Source organism: Pseudomonas palleroniana (assembly GCF_022836895.1).
Lineage (GTDB): Bacteria > Pseudomonadota > Gammaproteobacteria > Pseudomonadales > Pseudomonadaceae > Aquipseudomonas > Aquipseudomonas palleroniana.
Genome location: NZ_CP092411.1, coordinates 903322 through 925034, shown reverse-complemented (window position 1 = coordinate 925034; position 21713 = coordinate 903322). Strand labels below are relative to the sequence as shown.

At 61.2% G+C, this 21713-nt stretch carries 27 protein-coding genes; 17 read left to right on the top strand and 10 right to left on the bottom strand.

All coding sequences use genetic code 11. The features are described 5' to 3' along the window. The first annotated feature begins 44 nt into the window (after positions 1-44). From MJP36_RS04075 to MJP36_RS04050, 6 genes are all read left to right on the top strand, one after another. Complete coding sequence (locus tag MJP36_RS04075; RefSeq protein ID WP_060753455.1) at positions 45-950, top strand: energy transducer TonB; 906 nt, start codon at positions 45-47, stop codon at positions 948-950. Positions 951-1017: 67 nt separating this feature from the next. Beyond that, entirely contained in the window at positions 1018-1587 is a 570-nt protein-coding gene (locus MJP36_RS04070; RefSeq protein WP_060753456.1) for a YqgE/AlgH family protein, read from the top strand. After that, positions 1587-2024 carry a Holliday junction resolvase RuvX gene (gene ruvX / locus MJP36_RS04065; protein ID WP_003195067.1) on the top strand — a complete coding sequence of 146 codons (438 nt, stop codon included), beginning with the start codon at positions 1587-1589 and terminating at the stop codon, positions 2022-2024. The genes MJP36_RS04070 and ruvX overlap by 1 nt, the downstream gene beginning before the upstream one ends. Before the next feature lie 72 nt (positions 2025-2096). Beyond that, the gene (gene pyrR, locus MJP36_RS04060) at positions 2097-2603 is read left to right on the top strand and encodes a bifunctional pyr operon transcriptional regulator/uracil phosphoribosyltransferase PyrR (RefSeq protein ID WP_060753457.1); all 507 of its coding nucleotides are present in this window, start codon (positions 2097-2099) and stop codon (positions 2601-2603) included. 24 nt (positions 2604-2627) lie between these two features. Then, entirely contained in the window at positions 2628-3632 is a 1005-nt protein-coding gene (locus tag MJP36_RS04055) for an aspartate carbamoyltransferase catalytic subunit (RefSeq protein WP_090368230.1), read from the top strand. After that, positions 3629-4900: a dihydroorotase gene (locus MJP36_RS04050; RefSeq protein WP_104994927.1), complete on the top strand. Its 1272-nt coding sequence runs from the start codon at positions 3629-3631 to the stop codon at positions 4898-4900. The genes MJP36_RS04055 and MJP36_RS04050 overlap by 4 nt, the downstream gene beginning before the upstream one ends. Before the next feature lie 131 nt (positions 4901-5031). On the opposite strand, the gene MJP36_RS04045 is transcribed toward MJP36_RS04050, so the two are convergent. Beyond that, entirely contained in the window at positions 5032-5460 is a 429-nt protein-coding gene (locus MJP36_RS04045) for an NINE protein (RefSeq protein WP_060753460.1), read from the bottom strand. 250 nt (positions 5461-5710) lie between these two features. On the opposite strand from MJP36_RS04045, the gene MJP36_RS04040 reads away from it, so the two are divergent. Then, positions 5711-6346, top strand: a complete 636-nt coding sequence (locus MJP36_RS04040; protein WP_244384924.1) for a C40 family peptidase — start codon at positions 5711-5713, stop codon at positions 6344-6346. A 137-nt stretch (positions 6347-6483) separates the two neighbouring features. Here MJP36_RS04040 and MJP36_RS04035 read toward each other — a convergent pair whose 3' ends face one another. Next, positions 6484-7515 (bottom strand): type IV pilus twitching motility protein PilT, encoded by a 1032-nt coding sequence (locus MJP36_RS04035; protein ID WP_244384923.1) that lies wholly within the window; start codon positions 7513-7515, stop codon positions 6484-6486. 57 nt (positions 7516-7572) lie between these two features. On the opposite strand from MJP36_RS04035, the gene MJP36_RS04030 reads away from it, so the two are divergent. From MJP36_RS04030 to MJP36_RS03990, 9 genes are all read left to right on the top strand, one after another. Beyond that, positions 7573-8259, top strand: coding sequence for a YggS family pyridoxal phosphate-dependent enzyme (locus MJP36_RS04030; RefSeq protein WP_244384922.1), 687 nt, complete (start codon positions 7573-7575; stop codon positions 8257-8259). Positions 8260-8292: 33 nt separating this feature from the next. Continuing rightward, positions 8293-9111 (top strand): pyrroline-5-carboxylate reductase, encoded by an 819-nt coding sequence (gene proC, locus MJP36_RS04025; protein ID WP_090368224.1) that lies wholly within the window; start codon positions 8293-8295, stop codon positions 9109-9111. Positions 9112-9136: 25 nt separating this feature from the next. Continuing rightward, on the top strand, positions 9137-9724 hold the full coding sequence (locus MJP36_RS04020) for a YggT family protein (RefSeq protein WP_060753465.1): 588 nt from the start codon (positions 9137-9139) through the stop codon (positions 9722-9724). A 190-nt stretch (positions 9725-9914) separates the two neighbouring features. Further along, on the top strand, positions 9915-11054 hold the full coding sequence (gene metX, locus MJP36_RS04015; protein WP_090368222.1) for a homoserine O-succinyltransferase MetX: 1140 nt from the start codon (positions 9915-9917) through the stop codon (positions 11052-11054). A 7-nt stretch (positions 11055-11061) separates the two neighbouring features. After that, entirely contained in the window at positions 11062-11682 is a 621-nt protein-coding gene (metW, locus tag MJP36_RS04010; protein ID WP_060753467.1) for a methionine biosynthesis protein MetW, read from the top strand. 21 nt (positions 11683-11703) lie between these two features. After that, positions 11704-12138 (top strand): DUF4426 domain-containing protein, encoded by a 435-nt coding sequence (locus tag MJP36_RS04005; protein ID WP_090368220.1) that lies wholly within the window; start codon positions 11704-11706, stop codon positions 12136-12138. Further along, positions 12135-12731 carry an RdgB/HAM1 family non-canonical purine NTP pyrophosphatase gene (rdgB, locus tag MJP36_RS04000; protein WP_060753469.1) on the top strand — a complete coding sequence of 199 codons (597 nt, stop codon included), beginning with the start codon at positions 12135-12137 and terminating at the stop codon, positions 12729-12731. Before MJP36_RS04005 ends, rdgB begins: the two co-directional genes overlap by 4 nt. Then, entirely contained in the window at positions 12728-13930 is a 1203-nt protein-coding gene (gene hemW, locus MJP36_RS03995; RefSeq protein WP_244384921.1) for a radical SAM family heme chaperone HemW, read from the top strand. The genes rdgB and hemW overlap by 4 nt, the downstream gene beginning before the upstream one ends. 19 nt (positions 13931-13949) lie before the next feature. Continuing rightward, positions 13950-14273, top strand: a complete 324-nt coding sequence (locus tag MJP36_RS03990; RefSeq protein WP_244384920.1) for a DUF3392 domain-containing protein — start codon at positions 13950-13952, stop codon at positions 14271-14273. 75 nt (positions 14274-14348) lie between these two features. Here the strand turns inward: MJP36_RS03990 and trmB are convergent, their stop codons facing one another. The 4 genes from trmB to MJP36_RS03970 form a co-directional block, all read right to left on the bottom strand. Then, a complete protein-coding gene (gene trmB, locus MJP36_RS03985; protein ID WP_060753471.1) occupies positions 14349-15074 on the bottom strand; it encodes a tRNA (guanosine(46)-N7)-methyltransferase TrmB in 726 nt (241 codons plus the stop codon). Positions 15075-15083: 9 nt separating this feature from the next. Beyond that, entirely contained in the window at positions 15084-15878 is a 795-nt protein-coding gene (locus tag MJP36_RS03980; protein WP_060753472.1) for a thiazole synthase, read from the bottom strand. A 65-nt stretch (positions 15879-15943) separates the two neighbouring features. Then, positions 15944-16144, bottom strand: coding sequence for a sulfur carrier protein ThiS (thiS, locus tag MJP36_RS03975; RefSeq protein WP_031320180.1), 201 nt, complete (start codon positions 16142-16144; stop codon positions 15944-15946). Between the two features lie 71 nt (positions 16145-16215). After that, positions 16216-16596 carry a DUF423 domain-containing protein gene (locus MJP36_RS03970; protein ID WP_198763344.1) on the bottom strand — a complete coding sequence of 127 codons (381 nt, stop codon included), beginning with the start codon at positions 16594-16596 and terminating at the stop codon, positions 16216-16218. 74 nt (positions 16597-16670) lie between these two features. On the opposite strand from MJP36_RS03970, the gene mtgA reads away from it, so the two are divergent. Continuing rightward, on the top strand, positions 16671-17393 hold the full coding sequence (mtgA, locus tag MJP36_RS03965) for a monofunctional biosynthetic peptidoglycan transglycosylase (protein ID WP_244384919.1): 723 nt from the start codon (positions 16671-16673) through the stop codon (positions 17391-17393). A gap of 124 nt (positions 17394-17517) precedes the next feature. Here mtgA and rpoH read toward each other — a convergent pair whose 3' ends face one another. The 4 genes from rpoH to ftsY all read right to left on the bottom strand — a co-directional run bounded on the left by rpoH (position 17518) and on the right by ftsY (position 21583). After that, positions 17518-18372 carry an RNA polymerase sigma factor RpoH gene (gene rpoH / locus MJP36_RS03960; protein ID WP_060753475.1) on the bottom strand — a complete coding sequence of 285 codons (855 nt, stop codon included), beginning with the start codon at positions 18370-18372 and terminating at the stop codon, positions 17518-17520. 129 nt (positions 18373-18501) lie between these two features. Continuing rightward, entirely contained in the window at positions 18502-19527 is a 1026-nt protein-coding gene (ftsX, locus tag MJP36_RS03955; protein ID WP_090368208.1) for a permease-like cell division protein FtsX, read from the bottom strand. After that, entirely contained in the window at positions 19524-20195 is a 672-nt protein-coding gene (ftsE, locus tag MJP36_RS03950) for a cell division ATP-binding protein FtsE (RefSeq protein WP_003176700.1), read from the bottom strand. The genes ftsX and ftsE overlap by 4 nt, the downstream gene beginning before the upstream one ends. Continuing rightward, entirely contained in the window at positions 20192-21583 is a 1392-nt protein-coding gene (ftsY, locus tag MJP36_RS03945) for a signal recognition particle-docking protein FtsY (RefSeq protein WP_244384918.1), read from the bottom strand. Before ftsY ends, ftsE begins: the two co-directional genes overlap by 4 nt. Between the last annotated feature and the right edge of the window lie 130 nt (positions 21584-21713).

Below are 21713 nucleotides of genomic sequence, written 5' to 3'. Positions count from 1 at the left end.
TATCATGCGCCACCTGTGAAACGCGCGATGTTGGTTTTCTTGCCATGACCCTCCCGTCCAATCTGCCCCCCGAACTCTCCCACAGCGGCGTGCGCCCGGCTGATCGGCTCGGATTTACCCTGTTCCTCGCGGCACTGGTCCACCTCGCATTGCTCCTCGGCCTGGGTTTCACTTTCGCCGAACCCAAGCAGATCACCAAGACCCTGGAGATCACCCTCGCCACGTTCAAGAGCGAGAAAAAGCCCGAGAAAGCAGACTTTCTGGCACAGGAAAACCAGCAAGGCAGCGGCACCCTGGACAAGAAAGCGGTGCCCAAGACCACCGAAGTGGCGCCATTCCAGGACAACAAGGTCAATAAAGTCACCCCACCGCCGACGCCCAAGCCCGAGGTCAAGCAAGCCACGCCCAAACCTGCCGTGACCACCGTCGCACCCAAACCGCAAAAAGCCCCGGCCCAGCGCGAGAAAACCAAGACCGAGCCGCAACCCGAGCCGGTGAAACCGGCGCCGACTTTCGACAGCTCCCAGCTTTCCGACCAGATTTCCAGCCTGGAGGCGGAGCTGGCCAACGAACAACAACTTTATGCCAAGCGCCCACGCATCTATCGCTTGAACGCTGCCTCGACCATGCGCGACAAGGGTGCCTGGTATAAGGACGAGTGGCGCAAGAAGGTCGAACGCATCGGCAACCTCAATTACCCGGATGAGGCACGGCGCCAGCAGATCTACGGCAATCTGCGCTTGCTGGTGTCGATCAACCGCGACGGCACGCTCTATGAAGTGCAAGTGCTGGAGTCGTCCGGCCAGCCCCTGCTCGACCAGGCCGCCCAGCGCATCGTGCGCCTGGCAGCGCCCTTTGCGCCGTTCAGCGGTGACTTGAACGACGTGGACCGCCTGGAAATCATCCGCACCTGGAAGTTCGCCCGGGGTGATCGGTTGTCCAGCAATTGATGACAATTGCCATTTGCCGCACATCCCCAGCTTGTCAGTTAGCCCCTCCAACGCCACACTAGTGGACATGAAAAACGTCAACCCGACCTACCTCAAGCACCAATTCCTGATCGCCATGCCCCATATGGCCGACCCGAACTTTGCGCAGACCCTGACCTATATCGTCGAGCACACCGCCAAGGGTGCCATGGGGTTGGTGGTGAACCGCCCGCAAGAGCTGAACCTGGCCGACATCCTCGAGCAACTGCGACCGGAGGTTGACCCACCGGCCCGCTGCCAGGGCGTACCGATCTATATCGGCGGGCCGGTGCAAACCGATCGCGGTTTTGTGCTGCACCCCACCGGGCCGAAGTTCCAGGCCACGGTCGACCTGGAAGGTGTGTCGTTGTCCACGTCCCAGGATGTGCTGTTCGCCATTGCCGACGGCGTTGGCCCTGAGCAAAGCGTGATCACCCTCGGTTACGCCGGCTGGGAGGCCGGGCAACTGGAGGCGGAACTGGCCAGTAACGCCTGGCTGACCTGCCCCTTCGATGCCGACATTCTGTTCAACACCGCCAGTGAACTGCGCCTGGAAGCGGCCGCCGCCAAGCTGCGCGTCAACCTCAACCTGCTGACCAGCCAGGCGGGGCACGCCTGATGGCTTTGCGTCTGATCCTCGGTTTTGACTACGGCACCAAACAGATCGGCGTAGCGGTCGGCCAGGTGATTACCGGCCAGGCCCGTGAGCTGTGTACCTTGAAAGCCCAGAACGGCGTGCCGGACTGGAACCAGGTCGAAGCCCTGATCAAGGAGTGGAAACCCGACGCCGTCGTGGTCGGCCTGCCCTTGAACATGGACGGTACCCCCAGCGACATGTGCCTGCGCGCCGAAAAGTTCGCCCGCCGCCTCAATGGGCGCTACAACCTGCCCTTCTATACCCACGATGAACGCCTCACCACCTTTGAAGCCAAGGGCGAGCGCCGCGACCGTGGCGGCCAGAAAGGCAGCTACCGCGACAACCCCGTGGACGCTATTGCCGCCGCCCTGTTGCTGCAGGGTTGGCTGGACGAAAACACCGCTTTATTTGAATCCTGACTGACGCGGCTTGCCGCGTCTTTTTACGTTTGAGCCCGGATCTTGCCAGCGCGAGACCTAGAAGGAGCACCCATGAGCCTGCCCAATCCCGCCGACCTGATCAGCCAGATGGCGACGCGCCTTACGGCCCATCTGCAACACCGCGGCATCAGCGAACCACGCTTCATCGGCATCCGCACCGGCGGTGTCTGGGTGGCCCAAGCCTTGCTGGAAGCGCTGGGCAGCGAGTCGCCGCTCGGCACTCTGGACGTGTCCTTCTACCGCGACGACTTCAGCCAGAACGGCCTGCACCCGCAAGTGCGCCCTTCGGCCCTGCCGTTCGAGATTGAAGGCCAGCACCTGGTGTTGATCGACGACGTACTGATGAGCGGACGCACCATCCGTGCCGCCATGAACGAATTGTTCGACTACGGTCGCCCAGCCAGCGTGACGCTGGTGTGCCTGCTGGACCTGGATGCTGGTGAATTGCCGATCAGCCCGGATGTGGTCGGTGCCACACTGTCGCTGCAGGCCCACCAGCGGGTAAAATTGTCCGGTCCCACGCCGCTCGAACTCGAACTGCAAGACCTCGCCCTTTAAACCGCCTTGTAAAGAGTCCCCGCGATGACGCCTCTAGATGCCAAGCGCCCGCTGCAGCTCAATGCTCAGGGTCAGTTGCAACACTTCTTGTCCCTCGACGGTTTGCCCCGCGAACTGCTCACCGAAATCCTCGACACGGCCGACTCGTTCCTCGAAGTCGGTGGCCGGGCGGTGAAGAAGGTCCCGCTGCTGCGCGGCAAGACGATCTGCAATGTGTTCTTCGAGAACTCCACCCGCACCCGCACCACCTTTGAACTGGCCGCCCAACGGCTGTCGGCCGACGTGATCACGCTGAACGTGTCCACCTCGTCGGCGAGCAAGGGCGAAACCCTGCTCGACACCCTGCGTAACCTGGAAGCCATGGCCGCCGACATGTTCGTGGTCCGCCACGGCGACTCCGGCGCCGCGCACTTCATCGCCGAGCACGTATGCCCGCAGGTGGCGATCATCAATGGCGGCGACGGCCGTCATGCCCACCCGACACAGGGCATGCTCGACATGCTGACCATTCGTCGGCACAAGGGCAGCTTTGAAAACCTCTCGGTGGCCATCGTCGGCGACATCCTGCACTCGCGGGTGGCGCGCTCGAACATGCTCGCCCTGAAAGCCCTGGGCTGCCCGGACATCCGTGTGATCGCCCCGAAGACCCTGCTACCCATCGGCATCGAGCAGTACGGCGTGAAGGTCTATACCGACATGACCCAAGGGCTCAAGGATGTGGATGTGGTGATCATGCTGCGCCTGCAACGCGAGCGCATGGCTGGTGGCCTGCTGCCCAGCGAAGGCGAGTTCTATCGCCTGTTCGGCCTGACCACTGCGCGCCTGGCCGGCGCCAAGCCGGATGCCATCGTGATGCACCCAGGCCCGATCAACCGTGGCGTGGAGATTGAGTCGGCGGTGGCCGACGGTGCGCAGTCGGTGATCTTGAACCAGGTGACCTACGGCATCGCGGTCCGCATGGCGGTACTGTCCATGGCCATGAGCGGACAAACCGCGCAACGTCAATTCGAGCAGGAGAACGCCCAGTGAAGCTCAGCATTCTCGGCGCCCGTGTCATCGATCCGGCCAGTGGCCTGGATCAAGTTGTCGATCTTCACCTGGAAGCCGGCAAGATCATCGCCATCGGTGCCGCGCCCAGCGGTTTCAGCGCCCACGAGACCATCGACGCCAAGGGCCTGGTGGCCGCTCCGGGCCTTGTGGACCTGAACGTCGCCCTGCGTGAACCGGGCTACAGCCGCAAAGGCAACATCACCAGTGAAACCCGCGCCGCCGCCGCCGGTGGCGTGACCAGCCTGTGCTGCCCGCCGAATACCAAGCCGGTGCTGGATACCTCGGCCGTGACCGAGTTGATCCTCGACCGCGCCCGCGAAGCCGGCAATTGCAAAGTGTTCCCTGTCGGCGCCTTGAGCAAGGGCCTGGACGGTGAGCAACTCGCCGAGCTGATCGCCCTGCGCGACGCCGGTTGCGTGGCCTTCGGCAATGGCCTGGAAAGCTTTCGCAGCACCCGCACGCTGTTACGCGCCCTGGAATACGCGGCCACATTCGACCTGACGGTGGTCTTCCACTCCCAGGACCACGACCTGGCCGAAGGCGGCCTGGCCCATGAAGGCGCCGTCGCCAGCTTCCTCGGTTTGCCGGGCATCCCGGAGACCGCCGAAACCGTCGCCCTGGCCCGCGACCTGCTGCTGGTGGAACAAAGCGGCGTACGCGCACACTTCAGCCAACTGACCAGCGCCCGGGGCGTCGCCCTGATCGCGCAGGCCCAGGCCCGTGGCTTGCCGGTGACGGCGGATGTGGCGCTGTATCAACTGATCCTGACGGATGAGGCGTTGATCGACTTCTCCAGCCTGTATCACGTACAGCCGCCACTGCGCACCCGTGCCGACCGTGAAGGTTTGCGGGCGGCGGTGAAGTCCGGCGTGGTGTCGGCGATCTCCAGCCATCACCAACCCCATGAGCGCGATGCCAAACTGGCACCCTTCGGCGCGACAGAGCCGGGCATCAGCAGCGTCGAGTTGCTGCTGCCACTGGCCATGACGTTAGTCGATGAAGGTTTGCTCGATTTGCCGACATTGCTGGCACGCCTGAGCACAGGCCCGGCTCAGGCGCTGCGCTTGCCGGTGGGCAAGTTGGCGGTGGGGGCTGCGGCGGATCTGGTGCTGTTTGACACGGGCAGTTCCACGGTGGCCGGGGAACACTGGCTGTCCAAGGGCGAAAACTGCCCGTTCATCGGCCATAGCCTGCCGGCGACGGTGCGTTACACCCTGGTGGATGGGCGGATTACCTACCCGATTTAATCGTTCACACCTCAAGTGTGGGAGGGGGCTTGCTCCCGATTGCAGTGGGTCAGCTACAGAAAAACTGGCTGATCCACCGCTATCGGGAGCAAGCCCCCTCCCACATTTAATCCCACTGTGGCTCGGAAGATTCAACGGCCGCTAATGCGCTCGGCATTGCGGATGGAAATCTGGGTATTCAACGTCCAGAAGTCATACAACACCCCCACCAGGAACAAACCGCCGGTCAGCAGGTAGATCAGGCCGGTGATCCATTTGCCCTGGTACATGCGGTGCAAACCAAACACCCCCAGGAACGCCAGCAGTACCCAGGCCACGTTGTATTCGATGGGCCCAGCGGTAAAACGCAGGTCAGCTTCACGGTCCATGGCCGGGATCAGGAACAAGTCGATCAGCCAGCCGATACCCAGCAGGCCGAAGGTGAAAAACCAGATCGTACCGGTGACCGGTTTGCCGTAATAGAAGCGATGGGCACCGGTAAAACCGAAAATCCAGAGCAGGTAACCAATCACCTTACTGTGGGTGTCTTGCTGCGAAACATCCTGTCGATAGGTGTTCATGAAGTACCTCTTTTGCCTCGATAGATAAATTTTTTCACTTTCTTTGTGACTTTTTTACGGGCGCCCGACGTACGGCAAATGGTATCTTCCCTCCCCTCAAAGCCTTGTACCGCCTGACTTGTGTAGGACAATTGCGATAAAACGTCGCGCTTTTCCTGTATTTGACCCCAAGGTTCAGTCGACAAACGGCCTGAGAACGGCACAAAAAGCTGTTATAAAGTTGCGCGCAAACCTATATGAGCCACGCCTAATGCGACCATTTTTCAAGACATGGCTAACCATTTGCCTATTAATGCCACTGGCCGCCCACGCCACCAATCGTGAGCAACGACTTCCGAACGTCAACGGTTTCACCCCTAAAGTCCACAGCACACCCAGCACTGCCAAGTCGGTAAAGCTGACCGTCAACCGCCCGACTCAAGTGAGCAAGGCCCACGGTAAAACGCTTCATACCCAACTGGCCACGAACGGCAAGCAAAGCAGTACCGTGCTCAGCCGCGCCGTCAACGTGCTGGGTACTCCTTATCGTTGGGGCGGAAGCAGCCCAAGTAAAGGGTTCGACTGCAGTGGTTTGGTGAAATATGCATTTAATGACGTCAAAGCGGTGGATTTACCACGCACCTCCAACGCCATGGCTGCCGGCCACGGGCTGAAGGTAGATCGCAAGGACCTGAAACCGGGCGACCTGTTGTTCTTCAAACTCAAGAGCCGCCAGGTCAACCACGTCGCCATCTACCTGGGCAACGACCGCTTCATCCACGCACCGCGTCGTGGCAAGTCGGTCAGCATCGACACGCTGAAAAAACCGTTCTGGGACAAGAACTACGTGATCGCCAAGCGGGTCCTGCCTAAAGAGCAGAACAACCTGCGCGTGGTACAACGCTGATCTCAGGCGAAAATGCAGTAAATGTAGGAGGGGGCTTGCTCCCGAAAGCGGTAGATCTGTCAAACATGTGTTGACTGACACTCTGCTATCGGGAGCAAGCCCCCTCTCACATTTTGGCTTTCACTGGCCCCCAGAAGCTATATGTCTGTGGGAACCCTCGCCAGCTCCCGCGCAGCCTCCCGGCTGACCAGCCCCTCGCTCACCAGCGCCTTCAAGCTCATATCCAACGTCTTCATCCCTAATGCCCCACCGGTCTGGATCGCTGAAACCATCTGCGCACCCTTGTCCTCGCGGATCAGGTTACGAATGGCCGGCGTGCCCAGCATGATCTCGTGAGCCGCTACCCGCCCGCCGCCGATCTTCTTGACCAGCGCCTGGGACACGACGGCCTGCAAAGACTCCGACAGCATCGAACGCACCATGGCCTTTTCCCCCGCCGGGAATACATCCACCAGCCTGTCCACGGTTTTCGCCGCGGACGCGGTGTGCAGGGTGCCCAGGACCAGGTGCCCGGTCTCGGCCGCCGTCAGCGCGAGGCGGATGGTTTCCAGGTCGCGCAGCTCTCCCACCAGAATCACATCCGGGTCTTCGCGCAACGCCGAACGCAGGGCCGCCGAGAAGCTGTGGGTATCACGGTGCACCTGCCGCTGGTTGATCAACGCCGATTTGGGTTTGTGGATAAATTCGATGGGGTCTTCGAGGGTGAGGATGTGCTGGCGCCGATGCTGGTTGAGGTGGTCGATCATCGCCGCCAGTGTCGTGGACTTGCCCGACCCGGTCGGCCCGGTCACCAGTACCAGCCCACGAGGCAATTGGGCGATACGCTGGAACACCTCCCCGAGGCCCAGGCTTTCCAGGCTTCGCACCTGAGCAATGGTACGAAACACCGCCCCCATGCCGCGATCGTGTCGGAACACATTGGCCCGAAAGCGCGCCACGCCAGGCAATTCAAATGCAAAATCCGTTTCAAGAGATGTTTCGAAATCCTTTTGTTGGTGTTGATTGAGCAAAGGGCTCAATAAGTCCGCAACTTGCGGTGGCGAAAGTATCGACCCCTCCAGGGGCCAGACTTCGCCATCGATGCGCAGCATCGGCGCCAGACCGGCGGACAAATGCAGGTCTGAGGCGCCACGGCGCACGCTGGCCGTGAGCAATTGCGTGATATCCATAGGGCTTTCCATTTCCAGTAGAATGCCGCGGACTCCATATCCACGGGTGCATCTTGAATGTCGACGATAGCAGACAACATTGGCTTGGTTAGCGAGCGGATCCGTGCCGCGGCCCATGCCGTGCAACGTGATGAACACAGCATCCATCTGCTGGCCGTGAGCAAGACCAAACCCGCGCAAGCCGTGCGCGAAGCCTTTGCCGCCGGAATGCGCGACTTTGGCGAAAACTACCTGCAGGAAGCCTTGGGCAAACAGGCCGAATTAACCGACCTGCCCTTGAGTTGGCACTTCATCGGCCCCATTCAATCGAACAAGACTCGCTCGATCGCCGAGAACTTCGCCTGGGTGCATTCCGTGGACCGCTTGAAAATCGCACAACGCCTGTCCGAACAACGCCCGGCCGACCTGCCGCCGCTGAACATTTGCATCCAGGTCAACGTCAGTGGCGAAGCCAGCAAGTCCGGCTGCACACCCGTCGACCTGCCGGCCCTGGCCAATGCCATCAGCGCCCTGCCGCGCCTGAAGCTGCGCGGGTTGATGGCGATCCCCGAGCCGACTGAAGAGCGCGCGGCGCAAGATGCGGCGTTCGCAACGGTCAGAGACCTGCAAGCGAGCTTGAACCTGCCGCTCGACACACTTTCGATGGGCATGAGCCATGACCTTGAGTCGGCGATCGCCCAAGGCGCCACCTGGGTGCGGATCGGTACCGCCCTGTTTGGCGCCCGCGACTACGGCCAGCCGTGAAATGGCTGACTTCTCTCTGAATAAGGACCTGTCATGAGCAACACGCGTATTGCCTTTATCGGCGCCGGCAACATGGCGGCCAGCCTGATCGGCGGCCTGCGGGCCAAGGGCCTGCAAGCCCAGCAGATCCGTGCCAGCGACCCCGGTGCCGAAACCCGTGCCCGCGTCAGCGCCGAGCACGGTATCGAAACGTTCGCCGACAACGCCGAAGCCATCCAGGGCGTCGACGTGATCGTGCTGGCGGTCAAGCCGCAAGCCATGAAGGCCGTGTGCGAAAGCCTGCGCCCGAGCCTGCAACCGCAGCAACTGGTGGTCTCGATAGCCGCCGGCATCACATGCGCCAGCATGAGCCAATGGCTCGGCGCCCAGCCGATTGTGCGCTGCATGCCCAACACCCCGGCGCTGCTGCGCCAGGGCGTGAGCGGCCTGTATGCAACTTCCAGCGTCAGCGCCGAACAACGCGACCAGGCCCAGGAGCTGCTGTCCGCCGTGGGTAGCGCCCTGTGGCTGGAACAGGAGCAGCAGCTGGATGCCGTCACCGCCGTCTCCGGCAGCGGCCCGGCCTACTTCTTCCTGCTGATCGAGGCCATGACCGCCGCCGGCGTCAAGCTGGGCCTGTCCCACGAAGTGGCTGAACAACTGGCCGAGCAAACCGCGCTGGGGGCCGCGCACATGGCCGTCGGCAGCGAGGTGGATGCCGCCGAGCTGCGCCGTCGCGTAACCTCCCCAGGCGGCACCACGCAGGCCGCCATCGAATCCTTCCAGGCCGGGGGCTTTGAAGCTCTGGTGGAAAAAGCACTGGGTGCCGCGGCGCATCGTTCGGCTGAAATGGCCGAACAGCTGGGCAAATAGTCGTCCCCTTCATTAGGAAACCAACATGCTCGGAATCAATGACGCTGCCATTTTCATCATCCAGACCCTGGGCAGCCTGTACCTGCTGATCGTGCTGATGCGTTTTATCCTGCAACTGGTGCGGGCGAACTTCTACAACCCGCTGTGCCAGTTCGTGGTGAAGGCCACCCAACCGCTGCTCAAGCCACTGCGCCGGGTGATCCCGAGCATGTTCGGCCTGGACATGTCTTCGTTGGTGCTGGCGCTGCTGCTGCAGATCCTGCTGTTCGCCGTGATCCTGCTGCTCAACGGCTACCAGGCCAACACGGTGTTGTTGTTGCCGTGGGGCCTGATCGGCATTTTCTCGCTGTTTTTGAAGATCCTCTTCTGGTCGATGATCATCAGCGTGATCCTGTCGTGGGTCGCACCTGGCAGCCGCAGCCCGGGCGCCGAATTGGTCTACCAGATCACCGAGCCGGTGCTGGCGCCGTTCCGCCGCCTGATCCCTAACCTGGGCGGCCTGGATATCTCGCCGATCTTCGCGTTTATCGCGATCCAGCTCCTGCAAAGCTGGGTGATTCCGCGCCTGGCTTACTACGCGTTCATGCCCAAGGAACTGTTCGGCCTGATCTGACACGCAACGATCGTTCCCACGCTCAGCGTGGGAACGCAGCACTGGACGCTCCGCGTCCCGAAGCGTGACGCAGAGCATCACAAAAGGCATTCCCACGCAAAGCGTGGGAACGATCCGCCGGGAAGGGTTTGCTTGCCGCTGGGTGCAGCGCTCTTTAGACTTACGCCTCATTTAAACGAGAGCAGGGTCGATGCCAGCTGCCTTTCCCCCCGATTCCGTTGGACTGGTCGTACCCCAAGTGGCGCACTTCAGCGAGCCGCTGGCCCTGGCCTGTGGCCGCTCGCTGCCCGCCTACGACCTGATCTACGAAACCTACGGCCAACTGAACGCCACGGCGAGCAATGCCGTGCTGATCTGTCACGCCCTGTCCGGCCATCACCACGCGGCGGGCTTCCACGCTGCCGATGATCGCAAGCCCGGCTGGTGGGACAGTTGCATCGGCCCCGGCAAGCCCATCGACACCAACAAGTTTTACGTGGTCAGCCTGAACAACCTCGGCGGCTGCAACGGTTCTACCGGCCCGAGCAGTATCAACCCGGAAACCGGAAAACCCTTCGGTGCCGACTTCCCGGTATTGACCGTGGAAGACTGGGTACACAGCCAGGCTCGTCTTGCCGACCTGCTGGGCATCGGCCAATGGGCAGCGGTGATCGGCGGCAGCCTTGGCGGGATGCAGGCCCTGCAATGGACCATCACCTACCCGGATCGCGTGCGCCATTGCCTGGCCATTGCCTCGGCACCGAAACTCTCGGCACAGAACATCGCCTTCAACGAAGTCGCGCGCCAGGCCATCCTCACCGACCCCGAGTTCCACGGCGGTTCATTCCAGGAAGCCGGTGTGATCCCCAAGCGCGGCCTGATGCTGGCGCGGATGGTGGGGCATATCACCTACCTGTCCGATGACTCCATGGGCGAGAAATTCGGTCGTGGCCTCAAGAGCGAGAAGCTCAACTACGACTTCCACAGCGTCGAGTTCCAGGTGGAAAGCTACCTGCGTTATCAGGGCGAGGAGTTCTCGGGGCGTTTCGACGCCAACACCTACTTGCTGATGACCAAGGCCCTGGACTACTTCGACCCGGCGGCCAACCACGACGACGACCTGGCGAAAACCTTCGAAAATGCCACGGCCAAGTTCTGCGTGATGTCATTCACCACCGACTGGCGCTTCTCGCCGGCCCGCTCCCGCGAGCTGGTGGACGCGCTGATGGCTGCACGCAAGGACGTCTGCTACCTGGAGATTGATGCTCCGCAAGGCCACGACGCCTTCCTGATCCCGATCCCGCGTTACTTGCAGGCGTTCGGCAACTACATGAACCGTATTACTGTATGAGAACGCCATGAGAGCTGACCTGGAAATCATCCAAGACTGGATACCCGCCGGCAGCCGCGTGCTCGACCTGGGCTGCGGCGACGGCGAACTGCTGAGCTGGCTGCGTGACAACAAGCAAGTCACCGGCTATGGCCTGGAAAACGACCCGGACAACATCGCCCAGTGCGTGGCCAAGGGCATCAACGTGATCGAGCAGGACCTGGACAAGGGCCTGGGCAACTTTGCCAGCAACAGCTTCGATATCGTGGTGATGACTCAAGCCCTGCAAGCGGTGCACTACCCGGACCGCATCCTCGACGAAATGCTGCGCGTCGGCCGCCAGTGCATCATCACTTTCCCCAACTTCGGCCACTGGCGCTGCCGCTGGTACCTGGCGACCAAGGGCCGCATGCCGGTCTCGGACTTCCTGCCGTACACGTGGTACAACACGCCCAACATCCACTTCTGCACCTTCGAAGACTTCGAAGCCCTGTGCGGCGAGCGTGAAGCCAAGGTGATCAACCGCCTTGCCGTCGATCAACAGCACCGCCACGGTTGGGCGAGTAAGCTGTGGCCGAACCTGTTGGGAGAAATCGGGATTTACCGGGTCAGCAGTCCTGGCCTGGCCGACCACAAGATTGCCGTCTAATCATTTTCCAGAGGGACGCACATGAGCCGTTTGGCTGTTGTTCTATTGACCGCACTGCTTGGCGTCAACGCCATGGCCGCCGACGTTATCGACCCTAATCGCACGAAGGAATTCGGCGATATCACCGTGCGCTACAACACCTTCACCTCCAGCTTCCTGCAGCCGGAAACCGCCCAGGCAGTGGGCGTAGTGCGCAGCAAGAACAAGGGCTTGATCAACGTGTCGGTGTTCAAGGGCGTGACGCCCGTGGCAGCGCAAGTGACCGGCACCATCAAGGACTCGCTCGGCAAGAGCGAAGTACTGACCTTCAAGCAGATCACCGAAAAAGGCGTGACCAACTACCTCGCGCCATACTCGGTGCCGCAGCAGGAATTCAAGACCTTCACCATCAATGTTGAAACCGGCGGCAAGGCCCACGGTTTCAGTTTTGTCCAAGAACTCTTCCCGGCCGAATGATGAACCTCACCCAACTCGTACTGGCCAGCCATAACGCCGGCAAGCTCAAAGAACTGCAAGCCATGCTCGGTGGCTCCGTGCAGCTGCGCTCGATCGGCGAATTCAGCCAGGTCGAGCCGGAAGAAACCGGCCTGTCGTTCGTCGAAAATGCCATCCTCAAGGCGCGCAATGCCGCACGCCTCTCCGGTCTGCCGGCGCTGGCCGATGACTCGGGCCTGGCGGTGGACTTCCTGGGCGGCGCCCCAGGCATCTACTCGGCGCGGTATGCCGATGGCAAGGGCGACGCAGCCAATAATGCCAAGCTGCTGGACGCGCTCAAGGATGTGCCGGACGCAATGCGTGGCGCGCAGTTTGTGTGCGTACTGGCCCTGGTGCGACACGCCGACGACCCGCTGCCGATCCTCTGCGAAGGGTTGTGGCACGGGCGTATCCTGCACGCGCCCAGCGGTGAACACGGTTTTGGCTATGACCCGCTGTTCTGGGTACCGGAGCGCAATGTCTCCAGCGCCGAACTGAGCCCGGCCGACAAGAACCAGATCAGCCACCGCGCCCGCGCAATGGATTTGCTGCGCCAACGCCTGGGCCTGAAATGACTCAAAACACCTCCGCGCAGCCGCTGATTCACGGCGGCGCGCGAACACCACGGGCGGCCCTGCCCCACTTGCCGCCCCTGGCGCTGTACATCCACATTCCGTGGTGCGTGCGCAAATGCCCTTATTGTGACTTCAACTCCCACACCGCCAGTAGCGTGCTGCCGGAAGAGGAGTATGTGGATGCCTTGCTGGCCGACCTCGATCAGGACCTGCATGCGGTGTATGGCCGCGAGCTGAGTTCGATCTTCTTTGGTGGCGGCACGCCCAGCCTGTTCAGCGCCGCCGCGTTGGGGCGCTTGCTCGAAGGCGTGCAAGCGCGCATTCGGTTTGCCGACGACATCGAGATCACTCTGGAGGCCAACCCCGGGACTTTCGAGCAAGAAAAATTTGTCGCGTACCGCAAGCTGGGGATCAACCGGCTGTCCATCGGCATCCAGAGCTTCCAGCAGGCGAAGCTCGAAGCCCTGGGGCGTATCCACAATGGCGATGAAGCCGTACGGGCTGCCGATATGGCGCGTCAGGCGGGGTTTGATAACTTCAACCTGGACTTGATGCACGGCCTGCCCGATCAGTCCCTGGACGACGCCCTGGGCGACCTGCGCCAGGCCATTGCGCTCAAGCCTACGCACCTGTCCTGGTACCAACTGACCCTGGAGCCCAACACCGTATTCTGGAACCAGCCACCTGCGCTGCCGGAAGACGACACGCTGTGGGACATCCAGGAAGCCGGCCAGGCGCTGCTTGCCGAACATGGCTACCGGCAATATGAAGTGTCGGCCTACGCCCAGGCGGGCCGCCCGGCCCGGCATAACCTGAACTACTGGAGCTTCGGTGACTTTATCGGCATCGGCGCCGGCGCCCACGGCAAGCTCAGCCACCCGGACGGGCGTATTGTGCGCACCTGGAAGACGCGAGCGCCGAAGGACTACCTCAACCCGGCCAAAAGCTTCCAGGCTGGAGCCAAAGAGCTGACGAACGAGGAACTGCCGTTCGAGTTCCTGATGAACGCCTTGCGCCTCACCGAAGGTGTCGAAGCCAGACTCTATGCCGAACGCACCGGCCTCGACCTGGCCAGCCTCGACGAAGGCCGCCGCGAGGCAGAACAAAGTGGCTTAATGCAGGTCGAACCGTCACGCCTGGCGGCGACCGACCGCGGGCAACTTTTTCTCAATGACCTGTTGCAGAAGTTTTTGAGCTGATCGCTCTTAAGGAAATCACATGGATTTGGTACTCGACCTGCTCGCCACTTTGTCCCGCTGGAGCCGTAGCAACCTGTCGGAAATCTCCCTGGCCCTCGTGGGCTGTTTGCTGGTGCTGTTCGGCGCCGACATCAAGGGTTGGGTCGAAGCGCGCCTGGGCAGCATTGCTGGCGCTTTGCGCGTACCGCTGATGGCGCTGGTGTGCATGATCGGCAGCGGCGCGGCGCTGATCTATGCCACGCCGTGGATTGTGCGGGGGTTGAGCCAGTTCAATAACTACAGCCTGGCACCGGTGCTGGTGGTCGTGCTGGTGTTGATTGGCGTTGTCGCAGACCGGCGCTAATTCCAAGCACACTGCAAAAACAAATGTGGGAGCAAGCTCCCACATTTTTTACCGCATTTCAAAACTGCGGCCGGGTCAGGCCAGTTTCTCGAACTTCAAATCCCACACCCCATGCCCCAATCGCTCGCCGCGGCGTTCGAACTTGGTGATCGGACGCTCGGCCGGGCGTGGCACGCACTTGCCGTCTTCGGCCAGGTTGCGGTAGCCGGGCGCGACGTTCATCACTTCCAGCATGTATTCGGCATACGGCTCCCAGTCGGTCGCCATGTGCAGGATACCGCCCACTTTCAGCTTGCTGCGTACCAGTTCCGCGAAGGAAGCCTGGACGATGCGACGCTTGTGGTGACGAGCCTTGTGCCACGGGTCAGGGAAGAACAGCATCAGGCGATCGAGGCTGTTGTCGGCGATGCAGCGGTTGAGCACTTCAATCGCGTCGCAGTCATAGACTCGCAGGTTGGTCAGGCCCTGGGTCAACACGCCATTAAGCAGCGCGCCGACACCCGGACGGTGTACTTCCACACCGATGAAATCCTGTTCCGGCGAAGCGGCGGCCATTTCCAGCAGGGAGTGACCCATGCCGAAGCCGATTTCCAGGGAACGCGGGGCCGAACGGCCGAACACCTGGTCGTAATCCACCGGCGCGTCAGCCAGTGGCAATACGAACAGCGGCGTGCCCTGCTCCAGGCCCTTTTGCTGGCCTTCGGTCATGCGACCGGCGCGCATCACAAAACTCTTGATACGGCGGTGCTTGGACTCGTCACCTTCTTCCACGGTGTTTGGCGTTTCGTTTGATTCAGTCATCAATAGCTCTTACTTGATCAGACCATCCAGCGGCGAGGAGGCGCTGGCGTAGAGTTTTTTCGGCATGCGGCCGGCGAGATACGCCAGGCGGCCTGCAAGGATGGCGTGTTGCATGGCTTGGGCCATCATGACCGGTTGCTGGGCATGGGCGATGGCCGAGTTCATCAGCACCGCATCGCAGCCCAGCTCCATGGCGATGGTGGCGTCGGAGGCAGTCCCCACGCCCGCATCCACCAGGACCGGGATCTTGGCTTCTTCAAGGATGATCTGCAGGTTGTACGGATTGCAGATACCCAGGCCGGAACCGATCAGACCGGCCAGCGGCATCACGGCGATGCAGCCGATGTCTGCCAGTTGGCGCGCGATGATCGGGTCATCGCTGGTGTAGACCATCACGTCGAAACCTTCCTTGACCAGGGTTTCAGCGGCCTTGAGGGTTTCGATCACGTTGGGGAACAGGGTTTTCTGGTCGGCCAGTACTTCCAGTTTCACCAGGTTATGGCCGTCGAGCAGCTCACGGGCCAGGCGGCAAGTACGCACGGCTTCGATGGCGTCGTAGCAACCGGCGGTGTTCGGCAGAAAGGTGTAGCGATCCGGCGACAACACGTCGAGCAGGTTCGGCTCGCCTTCGATCTGGCCCAGGTTGGTGCGGCGCACGGCAAACGTGACGATCTCGGCGCCCGAGGCTTCGATGGCCAGACGGGTTTCTTCCATGTCGCGGTACTTGCCGGTACCGACCAGCAGACGGGACTGGTAAGTACGACCGGCCAGAACGAAGGGCTTGTCGCTACGAACGATGCTCATGGGAAATCCTCGAAATGGGGTGAGGTTCTGCAGAATGCGGGTTGGCGCGATTGAGCGCCTGACGGCTAGCCGCCGCCGATGGCGTGGACCACTTCGACCTGGTCACCTTCGGTGAGCGCGGTCTCGGCGTGCTGGCTACGCGGGACGATATCCAGGTTGAGCTCCACTGCGACGCGACGCCCGGTCAGGTCCAGGCGGGTCAGCAGGGCCGCAACGGTTTCACCGTCGGGCAGTTCAAAGGATTCGCCGTTCAACAGAATGCGCATGCCACGGGCCGTCATCGTTTTTAGGGGCCAGCATTCTAGCGCGATTGAGACCTCAAGGTCAGCTCCAAGCGTCAAGCGGTCAGTTGCAAGCGCCACGCGGCCAAGCCAAGGAAGAACCACCCGAGCAGAAACGCCAGCCCGCCAAATGGCGTGATGATCCCCAGTTTGCTGATCCCGGTCAGGGTCAGTACATACAGGCTGCCGGAGAACAGCAGGATGCCGACGGTAAACGAGAGACCCGCCCAATTCACCAATCGGCCCGGGATATGCGCAGCCAGCAACGCCACGCCGAACAGCGCCAGGGCATGCACCAACTGATAGGTCACGCCGGTATGGAAGATCGCCAGGTACTCGGCGCTCAGGCGGTTTTTCAGGCCGTGGGCGGCGAAAGCCCCCAGGGCGACACCGGTAAAGCCGAAAAAGGCAGCCAGCATCAGAAAGCTACGCAGCATGAGGAACTCCAGTCAGACTCAAAGGGCCGGGTCTGTATAATGGCCCGCTCAACGGGTTCGGCCAAGCCATCTCTATGCTGCGTTTCCTCTTCAAGCGTTTCCTCAGAGTCGTGAAATGGTTTGCCATCGGCAGTGTATTGCTGGTGCTGCTGTTGCGTGTCGTGCCGCCACCGTTCACGGCGCTGATGGTGGAGCGCAAGGTCGAATCCTGGATTGATGGCGAGCCGATTGACCTGCAGCGCACCTGGGTGCCGTGGGATGAGATATCCGATGAACTGAAAGTGGCGGTGATGGCCGGTGAAGACCAGCGCTTCCCGCAACACTGGGGCTTTGATTTCGGCGCGATCCAGGCGGCGATTCTGCATAACGAGCGCGGCGGCTCCATTCGCGGTGCCAGTACCCTGAGCCAGCAGGTCTCCAAGAACCTGTTCCTGTGGGCCGGCCGCAGCTATTTCCGCAAGGGCCTGGAAGCCTGGTTCACTGGGCTGATCGAGGTGTTGTGGCCCAAGCAGCGGATTCTTGAGGTGTACCTCAACAGCGTGGAATGGGATGAAGGGGTATTTGGTGCGCAAGCGGCAGCAGAGCATCACTTTGGAGTGAGTGCCAAGACGCTTTCTCGCCAGCAGGCCAGTTATCTGGCTGCAGTGCTGCCTAACCCACGAGTGTGGAGTGCCAGTCATCCAACGGCGTATGTGGCAAGACGGGCAGCCTGGATTCGCCAGCAGATGAGCCAGCTGGGTGGGGATGGTTACCTGGCTGAGCTGAACAACTCCAGAAAAGCCCCCTGGTCCGACTGATACCACTCAGAAACAACTGTGGGAGGGGGCTTGCTCCCGATTGCTGTGCGTCAGTCACAGATGAACTGGCAGAAACACAGCTATCGGGAGCAAGCCCCCTCCCACATTTTGACCAGGCCGCGCTTTAAGCAGCGATGGACAACTTCAGCTTGTTCATCGCACTTTTCTCAAGCTGGCGAATCCGCTCGGCCGACACGTTGTACTTCTGCGCCAGGTCGTGCAGCGTGGCTTTTTCTTCCGCCAGCCAACGCTGGTAGAGGATGTCACGGCTGCGGTCGTCCAACACTTCCAGCGCTTCGTGCAGGTTGTGGTTGGAGTTGTCGCTCCAGTCGGCGTCTTCCAGTTGACGGGCCGGGTCATACCGGTGGTCTTCCAGATAGTTGGCCGGCGATTGGAAGGCGCTGTCGTCGTCCGCTTCGGCGGCCGGGTCGAAGGCCATGTCATGGCCGGTCAGGCGGCTTTCCATCTCGCGCACTTCACGTGGCTCCACGCCGAGGCTTTCGGCCACGCGGTGGACTTCTTCATTGTTCAACCATGCCAGGCGTTTCTTCTGGCTGCGCAGGTTGAAGAACAGCTTGCGCTGGGCCTTGGTGGTCGCGACTTTCACGATGCGCCAGTTGCGCAGGATGAACTCGTGGATTTCCGCCTTGATCCAGTGCACGGCAAACGACACCAGGCGCACACCCATTTCCGGGTTGAAGCGCTTTACAGCCTTCATCAGGCCAACGTTGCCTTCCTGGATCAGGTCAGCCTGGGCCAGACCGTAGCCGCTGTAGCTACGGGCGATATGTACGACAAAACGCAGGTGGGCGAGCACCATCTGCCGAGCCGCCTCCAGATCCTGCTCATAGTAGAGACTCTCGGCCAGTTCACGCTCCTGCTCGGGCGTCAGCAATGGAATGCTGTTCACCGTGTGCACATAGGCCTCCAGGTTCGCACCCGGGACCAAGGCATAAGCAGGTTGCAAAGAAGTGGTCATACGAAAAAACCTCCGACTCACATAACTCGTGCAGTTAAGCACTGCGAAAATTGACCGGGAACCGTAGGACAAGTTCCCTAAACCACCTATACGGTCAATACAAACGAAACCACATTAATCTGACATTAACTACTTCGGTGCCAGCTCGCGTAAATGACGAGCGACCGCAATCCACGCACCGATATACCCCAACAAGACAGCGCCGAGCAAGAGACTCAGACCATCGGCCACCGGCACGCCGGCCAAGGCAAAATCGCTGCCGTACAACCCGGCAAGCCCGACGACCGCGTCGTTCAGCCAGTCAAGGCCAAACGCCAGCACGCCCCAGGACAAAATCCCCGCACCAAAGCCATAAAGCGCGCCCATGTACAGAAAAGGACGACGCACATAGCTGTCTGTGCCGCCGACCAGTTTAATGACTTCTATCTCGGTGCGACGGTTTTCAATATGAAGACGAATGGTATTACCTATCACCAAAAGTAATGCAGACACCAACAGCACCGTCAGGCCGAATACAAAGCGGTCACCCAGCTTGAGGATCGCGGCCAGGCGCTCCACCCAGACTAGATCAAGTTGAGCCTGTTGCACCTTGGGCATCTCTGCGAGTTTTTGTCGCAGGGCTTCCAGGGCCGGCTTGTCGACTTCATTCGGCGTCACCAGCACCACACCCGGCAGCGGGTTCTGTGGCAACTCCTTGAGCGCCTCGCCCAGCCCGGATTGTTGCTGGAATTCCTCAAGGGCCTGGTCACGGCTGATGTATTCAGCATCGGCGACACCCGGCAGTTGCTTGATGTCATCGCGCAGGCCCTCGCCATCTTTGGCACTGGCGTCGATGTTCAGGTACAGGGAAATCTGTGCCGCACGCTGCCAGGAGCCACCCAGGCGCTCCACATTATTGAGCAGCAGCGACAACCCCATCGGCAGGCTCAATGCCACTGCCATCACCAGGCAGGTGAAGAAACTGCCGATCGGCTGCTTGCCCAGGCGGCGCAGACTGTCGAGCAAGCTGGCACGATGGCTTTCGATCCAGGCGTGCAGCAGGGTGCCGAAGTCCGGGCCCTCATCATCGTCGCGTTTTTTCTTCTTCTGCGGTTGTGGGTCAGCCGCTTTCGGCGCCACGCGCTCGGAAACTTTAGGGCTACGTGTTGCACTCATACACCCGCCTCCCCGTCACCGATCAGGCGGCCACGCTGCAGGGTCAGCATGCGGTGACGCATGCGGGCGATCAGTGCCAGGTCGTGGCTGGCAATCAGCACGCTGGTGCCCAGACGATTGATGTCTTCGAACACGCCCATGATCTCGGCCGCAAGGCGCGGGTCGAGGTTACCGGTAGGTTCGTCCGCCAGCAGCAAGGCCGGGCGGTGGACGATGGCGCGGGCAATGCCGACGCGTTGTTGCTGGCCGGTGGACAGGTCGCCAGGATAAAGATCGGTCTTGTCCGACAACGCGACACGCTCCAGGGCCGAGTCCACGCGCTTGATGATCTCGGCCTTGGACAGCCCGAGGATCTGCAACGGCAGCGCGACGTTATTGAATACCGTGCGATCGAACAACAATTGGTGGTTCTGGAACACCACGCCGATCTGGCGGCGCAGGAACGGAATCTGCGCATTGCTGATGGTTGCCAGGTCTTGCCCGGCCAACAGCAGTTTGCCGGTGGTAGGGCGCTCCATGGCCAATAGCAGGCGCAACAAGGTGCTCTTGCCGGCGCCGGAATGGCCGGTGACAAACAAAAACTCGCCGCGACGCACTCGAAAGCTCAGCTCATGCAAGCCCACATGCCCGTTGGCATAGCGTTTACCGACCTGTTCGAATCGAATCATGAACGCTCCCGTTCGGCAAACAGTGCCTGTACAAAGGGTTCGGCTTCAAAGGTGCGCAGGTCGTCGATGCCTTCACCGACGCCGATGTAGCGAATCGGCAACCCGAACTGTTTTGCCAAGGCGAAGATCACGCCACCTTTGGCCGTGCCGTCGAGCTTAGTCAATGCCAGGCCGGTCAGTTGCACCGTCTGGTTGAATTGCTTGGCCTGGCTGATGGCGTTCTGGCCAGTACCCGCGTCGAGCACCAGCAATACTTCGTGTGGCGCATCGGCGTCGAGCTTGCCGATCACGCGGCGCACTTTCTTCAGCTCTTCCATCAGATTGTCTTTGGTGTGCAGGCGACCGGCGGTATCGGCGATCAACACATCGATGTTGCGCGCCTTGGCGGCCTGCACGGCGTCGAAGATCACCGAAGCAGAGTCGGCACCGGTATGCTGGGCGATCACCGGGATCTTGTTGCGCTCACCCCACACCTGCAGCTGTTCAACAGCAGCGGCGCGGAAGGTGTCACCGGCCGCCAGCATGACTTTCTTGCCTTCTGACTGCAGTTTTTTCGCCAGTTTGCCGATGGTGGTGGTCTTGCCCGCGCCGTTCACACCCACAACCAGGATCACAAATGGCTTGTTCGGCGTGATCACCAGCGGCGCTTCCACGGGCTTGAGCATCGCAGCCAGTTCAGCCTGCAGGGATTTGTAGAGGGCGTCGGCGTCGGTCAACTGCTTGCGCGCCACCTTCTGGGTCAGGCTCTGGATGATCACCGCAGTGGCTTCGACGCCCACATCGGCGGTCAGCAAACGGGTTTCGATGTCTTCCAGCAGTTCGTCATCGATGACCTTCTTGCCCAGGAACAGGCTGGCCATACCTTCGCCGATGCTTGCGCTTGTCTTGCTCAGGCCCTGCTTGAGGCGAGCGAAGAAGCCGGTTTTGCTGGCTTCGGTGACGGCGGCGACAACCGGCTCTGGCTCCGGCTCGATCACGGCCGTAGCAACCGGCTCCAATGCCGGCGGCGCTTCGACCACTACCGTTACGGGCTCAATGACGGCAGGAATGGGCGGCGTGACATGTTCAGCCTGCACATCCTCAACCAGCGCCACGGGCTCTTCGGCCACCGGCAACTGTGGCCACGGCGTATGTATCGGGCTGGGCTCAGGCTCAGGCGCGGCCTCGACCACCGGCTGCAACACCGGTTCAGCCATCGGCAATACCACCGGCGCCGGAGTTTCGGCAACCGGTTCGGCCGCAACTACCGGGGGCTCTGGAATCGGCTCAGGTTGAACCTGCGGCTGTTCGACGACGGGTTCCTGCGGCTTTTTGCGCAGCCATCCGAACAGGCCTTTTTTCTCGCCAGCCGCAGCTGGGCTCTTCTTGTCGTCGTTGGAACCAAACATGGAGGACGGCTATCTCAAAGTAGCGATGCGCCAGGGCGCTTCGGTAAATAAATTCAATGCAGAACAGACTGCTTTAAAGCTCGCTTGTTCATGCGCAACATTTTCAGGGCATAAATAAAGACCCTGACAA

What these genes read in the sequence shown, in the direction of transcription:
- MJP36_RS04040 (WP_244384924.1), top strand. Translation starts at nt 5,711, where the DNA reads ATGCGACCATTTTTCAAGACATGGCTAACCATTTGCCTATTAATGCCA.
- thiS (WP_031320180.1), bottom strand. Translation starts at nt 16,144, where the DNA reads ATGCGCATTCTGTTGAACGGCGAATCCTTTGAACTGCCCGACGGTGAA.
- proC (WP_090368224.1), top strand. Translation starts at nt 8,293, where the DNA reads ATGAGCAACACGCGTATTGCCTTTATCGGCGCCGGCAACATGGCGGCC.
- MJP36_RS04075 (WP_060753455.1), top strand. Translation starts at nt 45, where the DNA reads ATGACCCTCCCGTCCAATCTGCCCCCCGAACTCTCCCACAGCGGCGTG.
- mtgA (WP_244384919.1), top strand. Translation starts at nt 16,671, where the DNA reads ATGCTGCGTTTCCTCTTCAAGCGTTTCCTCAGAGTCGTGAAATGGTTT.
- ftsY (WP_244384918.1), bottom strand. Translation starts at nt 21,583, where the DNA reads ATGTTTGGTTCCAACGACGACAAGAAGAGCCCAGCTGCGGCTGGCGAG.
- trmB (WP_060753471.1), bottom strand. Translation starts at nt 15,074, where the DNA reads ATGACTGAATCAAACGAAACGCCAAACACCGTGGAAGAAGGTGACGAG.
- MJP36_RS04070 (WP_060753456.1), top strand. Translation starts at nt 1,018, where the DNA reads ATGAAAAACGTCAACCCGACCTACCTCAAGCACCAATTCCTGATCGCC.
- ruvX (WP_003195067.1), top strand. Translation starts at nt 1,587, where the DNA reads ATGGCTTTGCGTCTGATCCTCGGTTTTGACTACGGCACCAAACAGATC.
- MJP36_RS04030 (WP_244384922.1), top strand. Translation starts at nt 7,573, where the DNA reads ATGTCGACGATAGCAGACAACATTGGCTTGGTTAGCGAGCGGATCCGT.
- MJP36_RS03990 (WP_244384920.1), top strand. Translation starts at nt 13,950, where the DNA reads ATGGATTTGGTACTCGACCTGCTCGCCACTTTGTCCCGCTGGAGCCGT.
- MJP36_RS04045 (WP_060753460.1), bottom strand. Translation starts at nt 5,460, where the DNA reads ATGAACACCTATCGACAGGATGTTTCGCAGCAAGACACCCACAGTAAG.
- ftsX (WP_090368208.1), bottom strand. Translation starts at nt 19,527, where the DNA reads ATGAGTGCAACACGTAGCCCTAAAGTTTCCGAGCGCGTGGCGCCGAAA.
- metX (WP_090368222.1), top strand. Translation starts at nt 9,915, where the DNA reads ATGCCAGCTGCCTTTCCCCCCGATTCCGTTGGACTGGTCGTACCCCAA.
- rpoH (WP_060753475.1), bottom strand. Translation starts at nt 18,372, where the DNA reads ATGACCACTTCTTTGCAACCTGCTTATGCCTTGGTCCCGGGTGCGAAC.
- metW (WP_060753467.1), top strand. Translation starts at nt 11,062, where the DNA reads ATGAGAGCTGACCTGGAAATCATCCAAGACTGGATACCCGCCGGCAGC.
- rdgB (WP_060753469.1), top strand. Translation starts at nt 12,135, where the DNA reads ATGATGAACCTCACCCAACTCGTACTGGCCAGCCATAACGCCGGCAAG.
- MJP36_RS04005 (WP_090368220.1), top strand. Translation starts at nt 11,704, where the DNA reads ATGAGCCGTTTGGCTGTTGTTCTATTGACCGCACTGCTTGGCGTCAAC.
- MJP36_RS04035 (WP_244384923.1), bottom strand. Translation starts at nt 7,515, where the DNA reads ATGGATATCACGCAATTGCTCACGGCCAGCGTGCGCCGTGGCGCCTCA.
- pyrR (WP_060753457.1), top strand. Translation starts at nt 2,097, where the DNA reads ATGAGCCTGCCCAATCCCGCCGACCTGATCAGCCAGATGGCGACGCGC.
- MJP36_RS03980 (WP_060753472.1), bottom strand. Translation starts at nt 15,878, where the DNA reads ATGAGCATCGTTCGTAGCGACAAGCCCTTCGTTCTGGCCGGTCGTACT.
- hemW (WP_244384921.1), top strand. Translation starts at nt 12,728, where the DNA reads ATGACTCAAAACACCTCCGCGCAGCCGCTGATTCACGGCGGCGCGCGA.
- MJP36_RS03970 (WP_198763344.1), bottom strand. Translation starts at nt 16,596, where the DNA reads ATGCTGCGTAGCTTTCTGATGCTGGCTGCCTTTTTCGGCTTTACCGGT.
- MJP36_RS04020 (WP_060753465.1), top strand. Translation starts at nt 9,137, where the DNA reads ATGCTCGGAATCAATGACGCTGCCATTTTCATCATCCAGACCCTGGGC.
- ftsE (WP_003176700.1), bottom strand. Translation starts at nt 20,195, where the DNA reads ATGATTCGATTCGAACAGGTCGGTAAACGCTATGCCAACGGGCATGTG.
- MJP36_RS04055 (WP_090368230.1), top strand. Translation starts at nt 2,628, where the DNA reads ATGACGCCTCTAGATGCCAAGCGCCCGCTGCAGCTCAATGCTCAGGGT.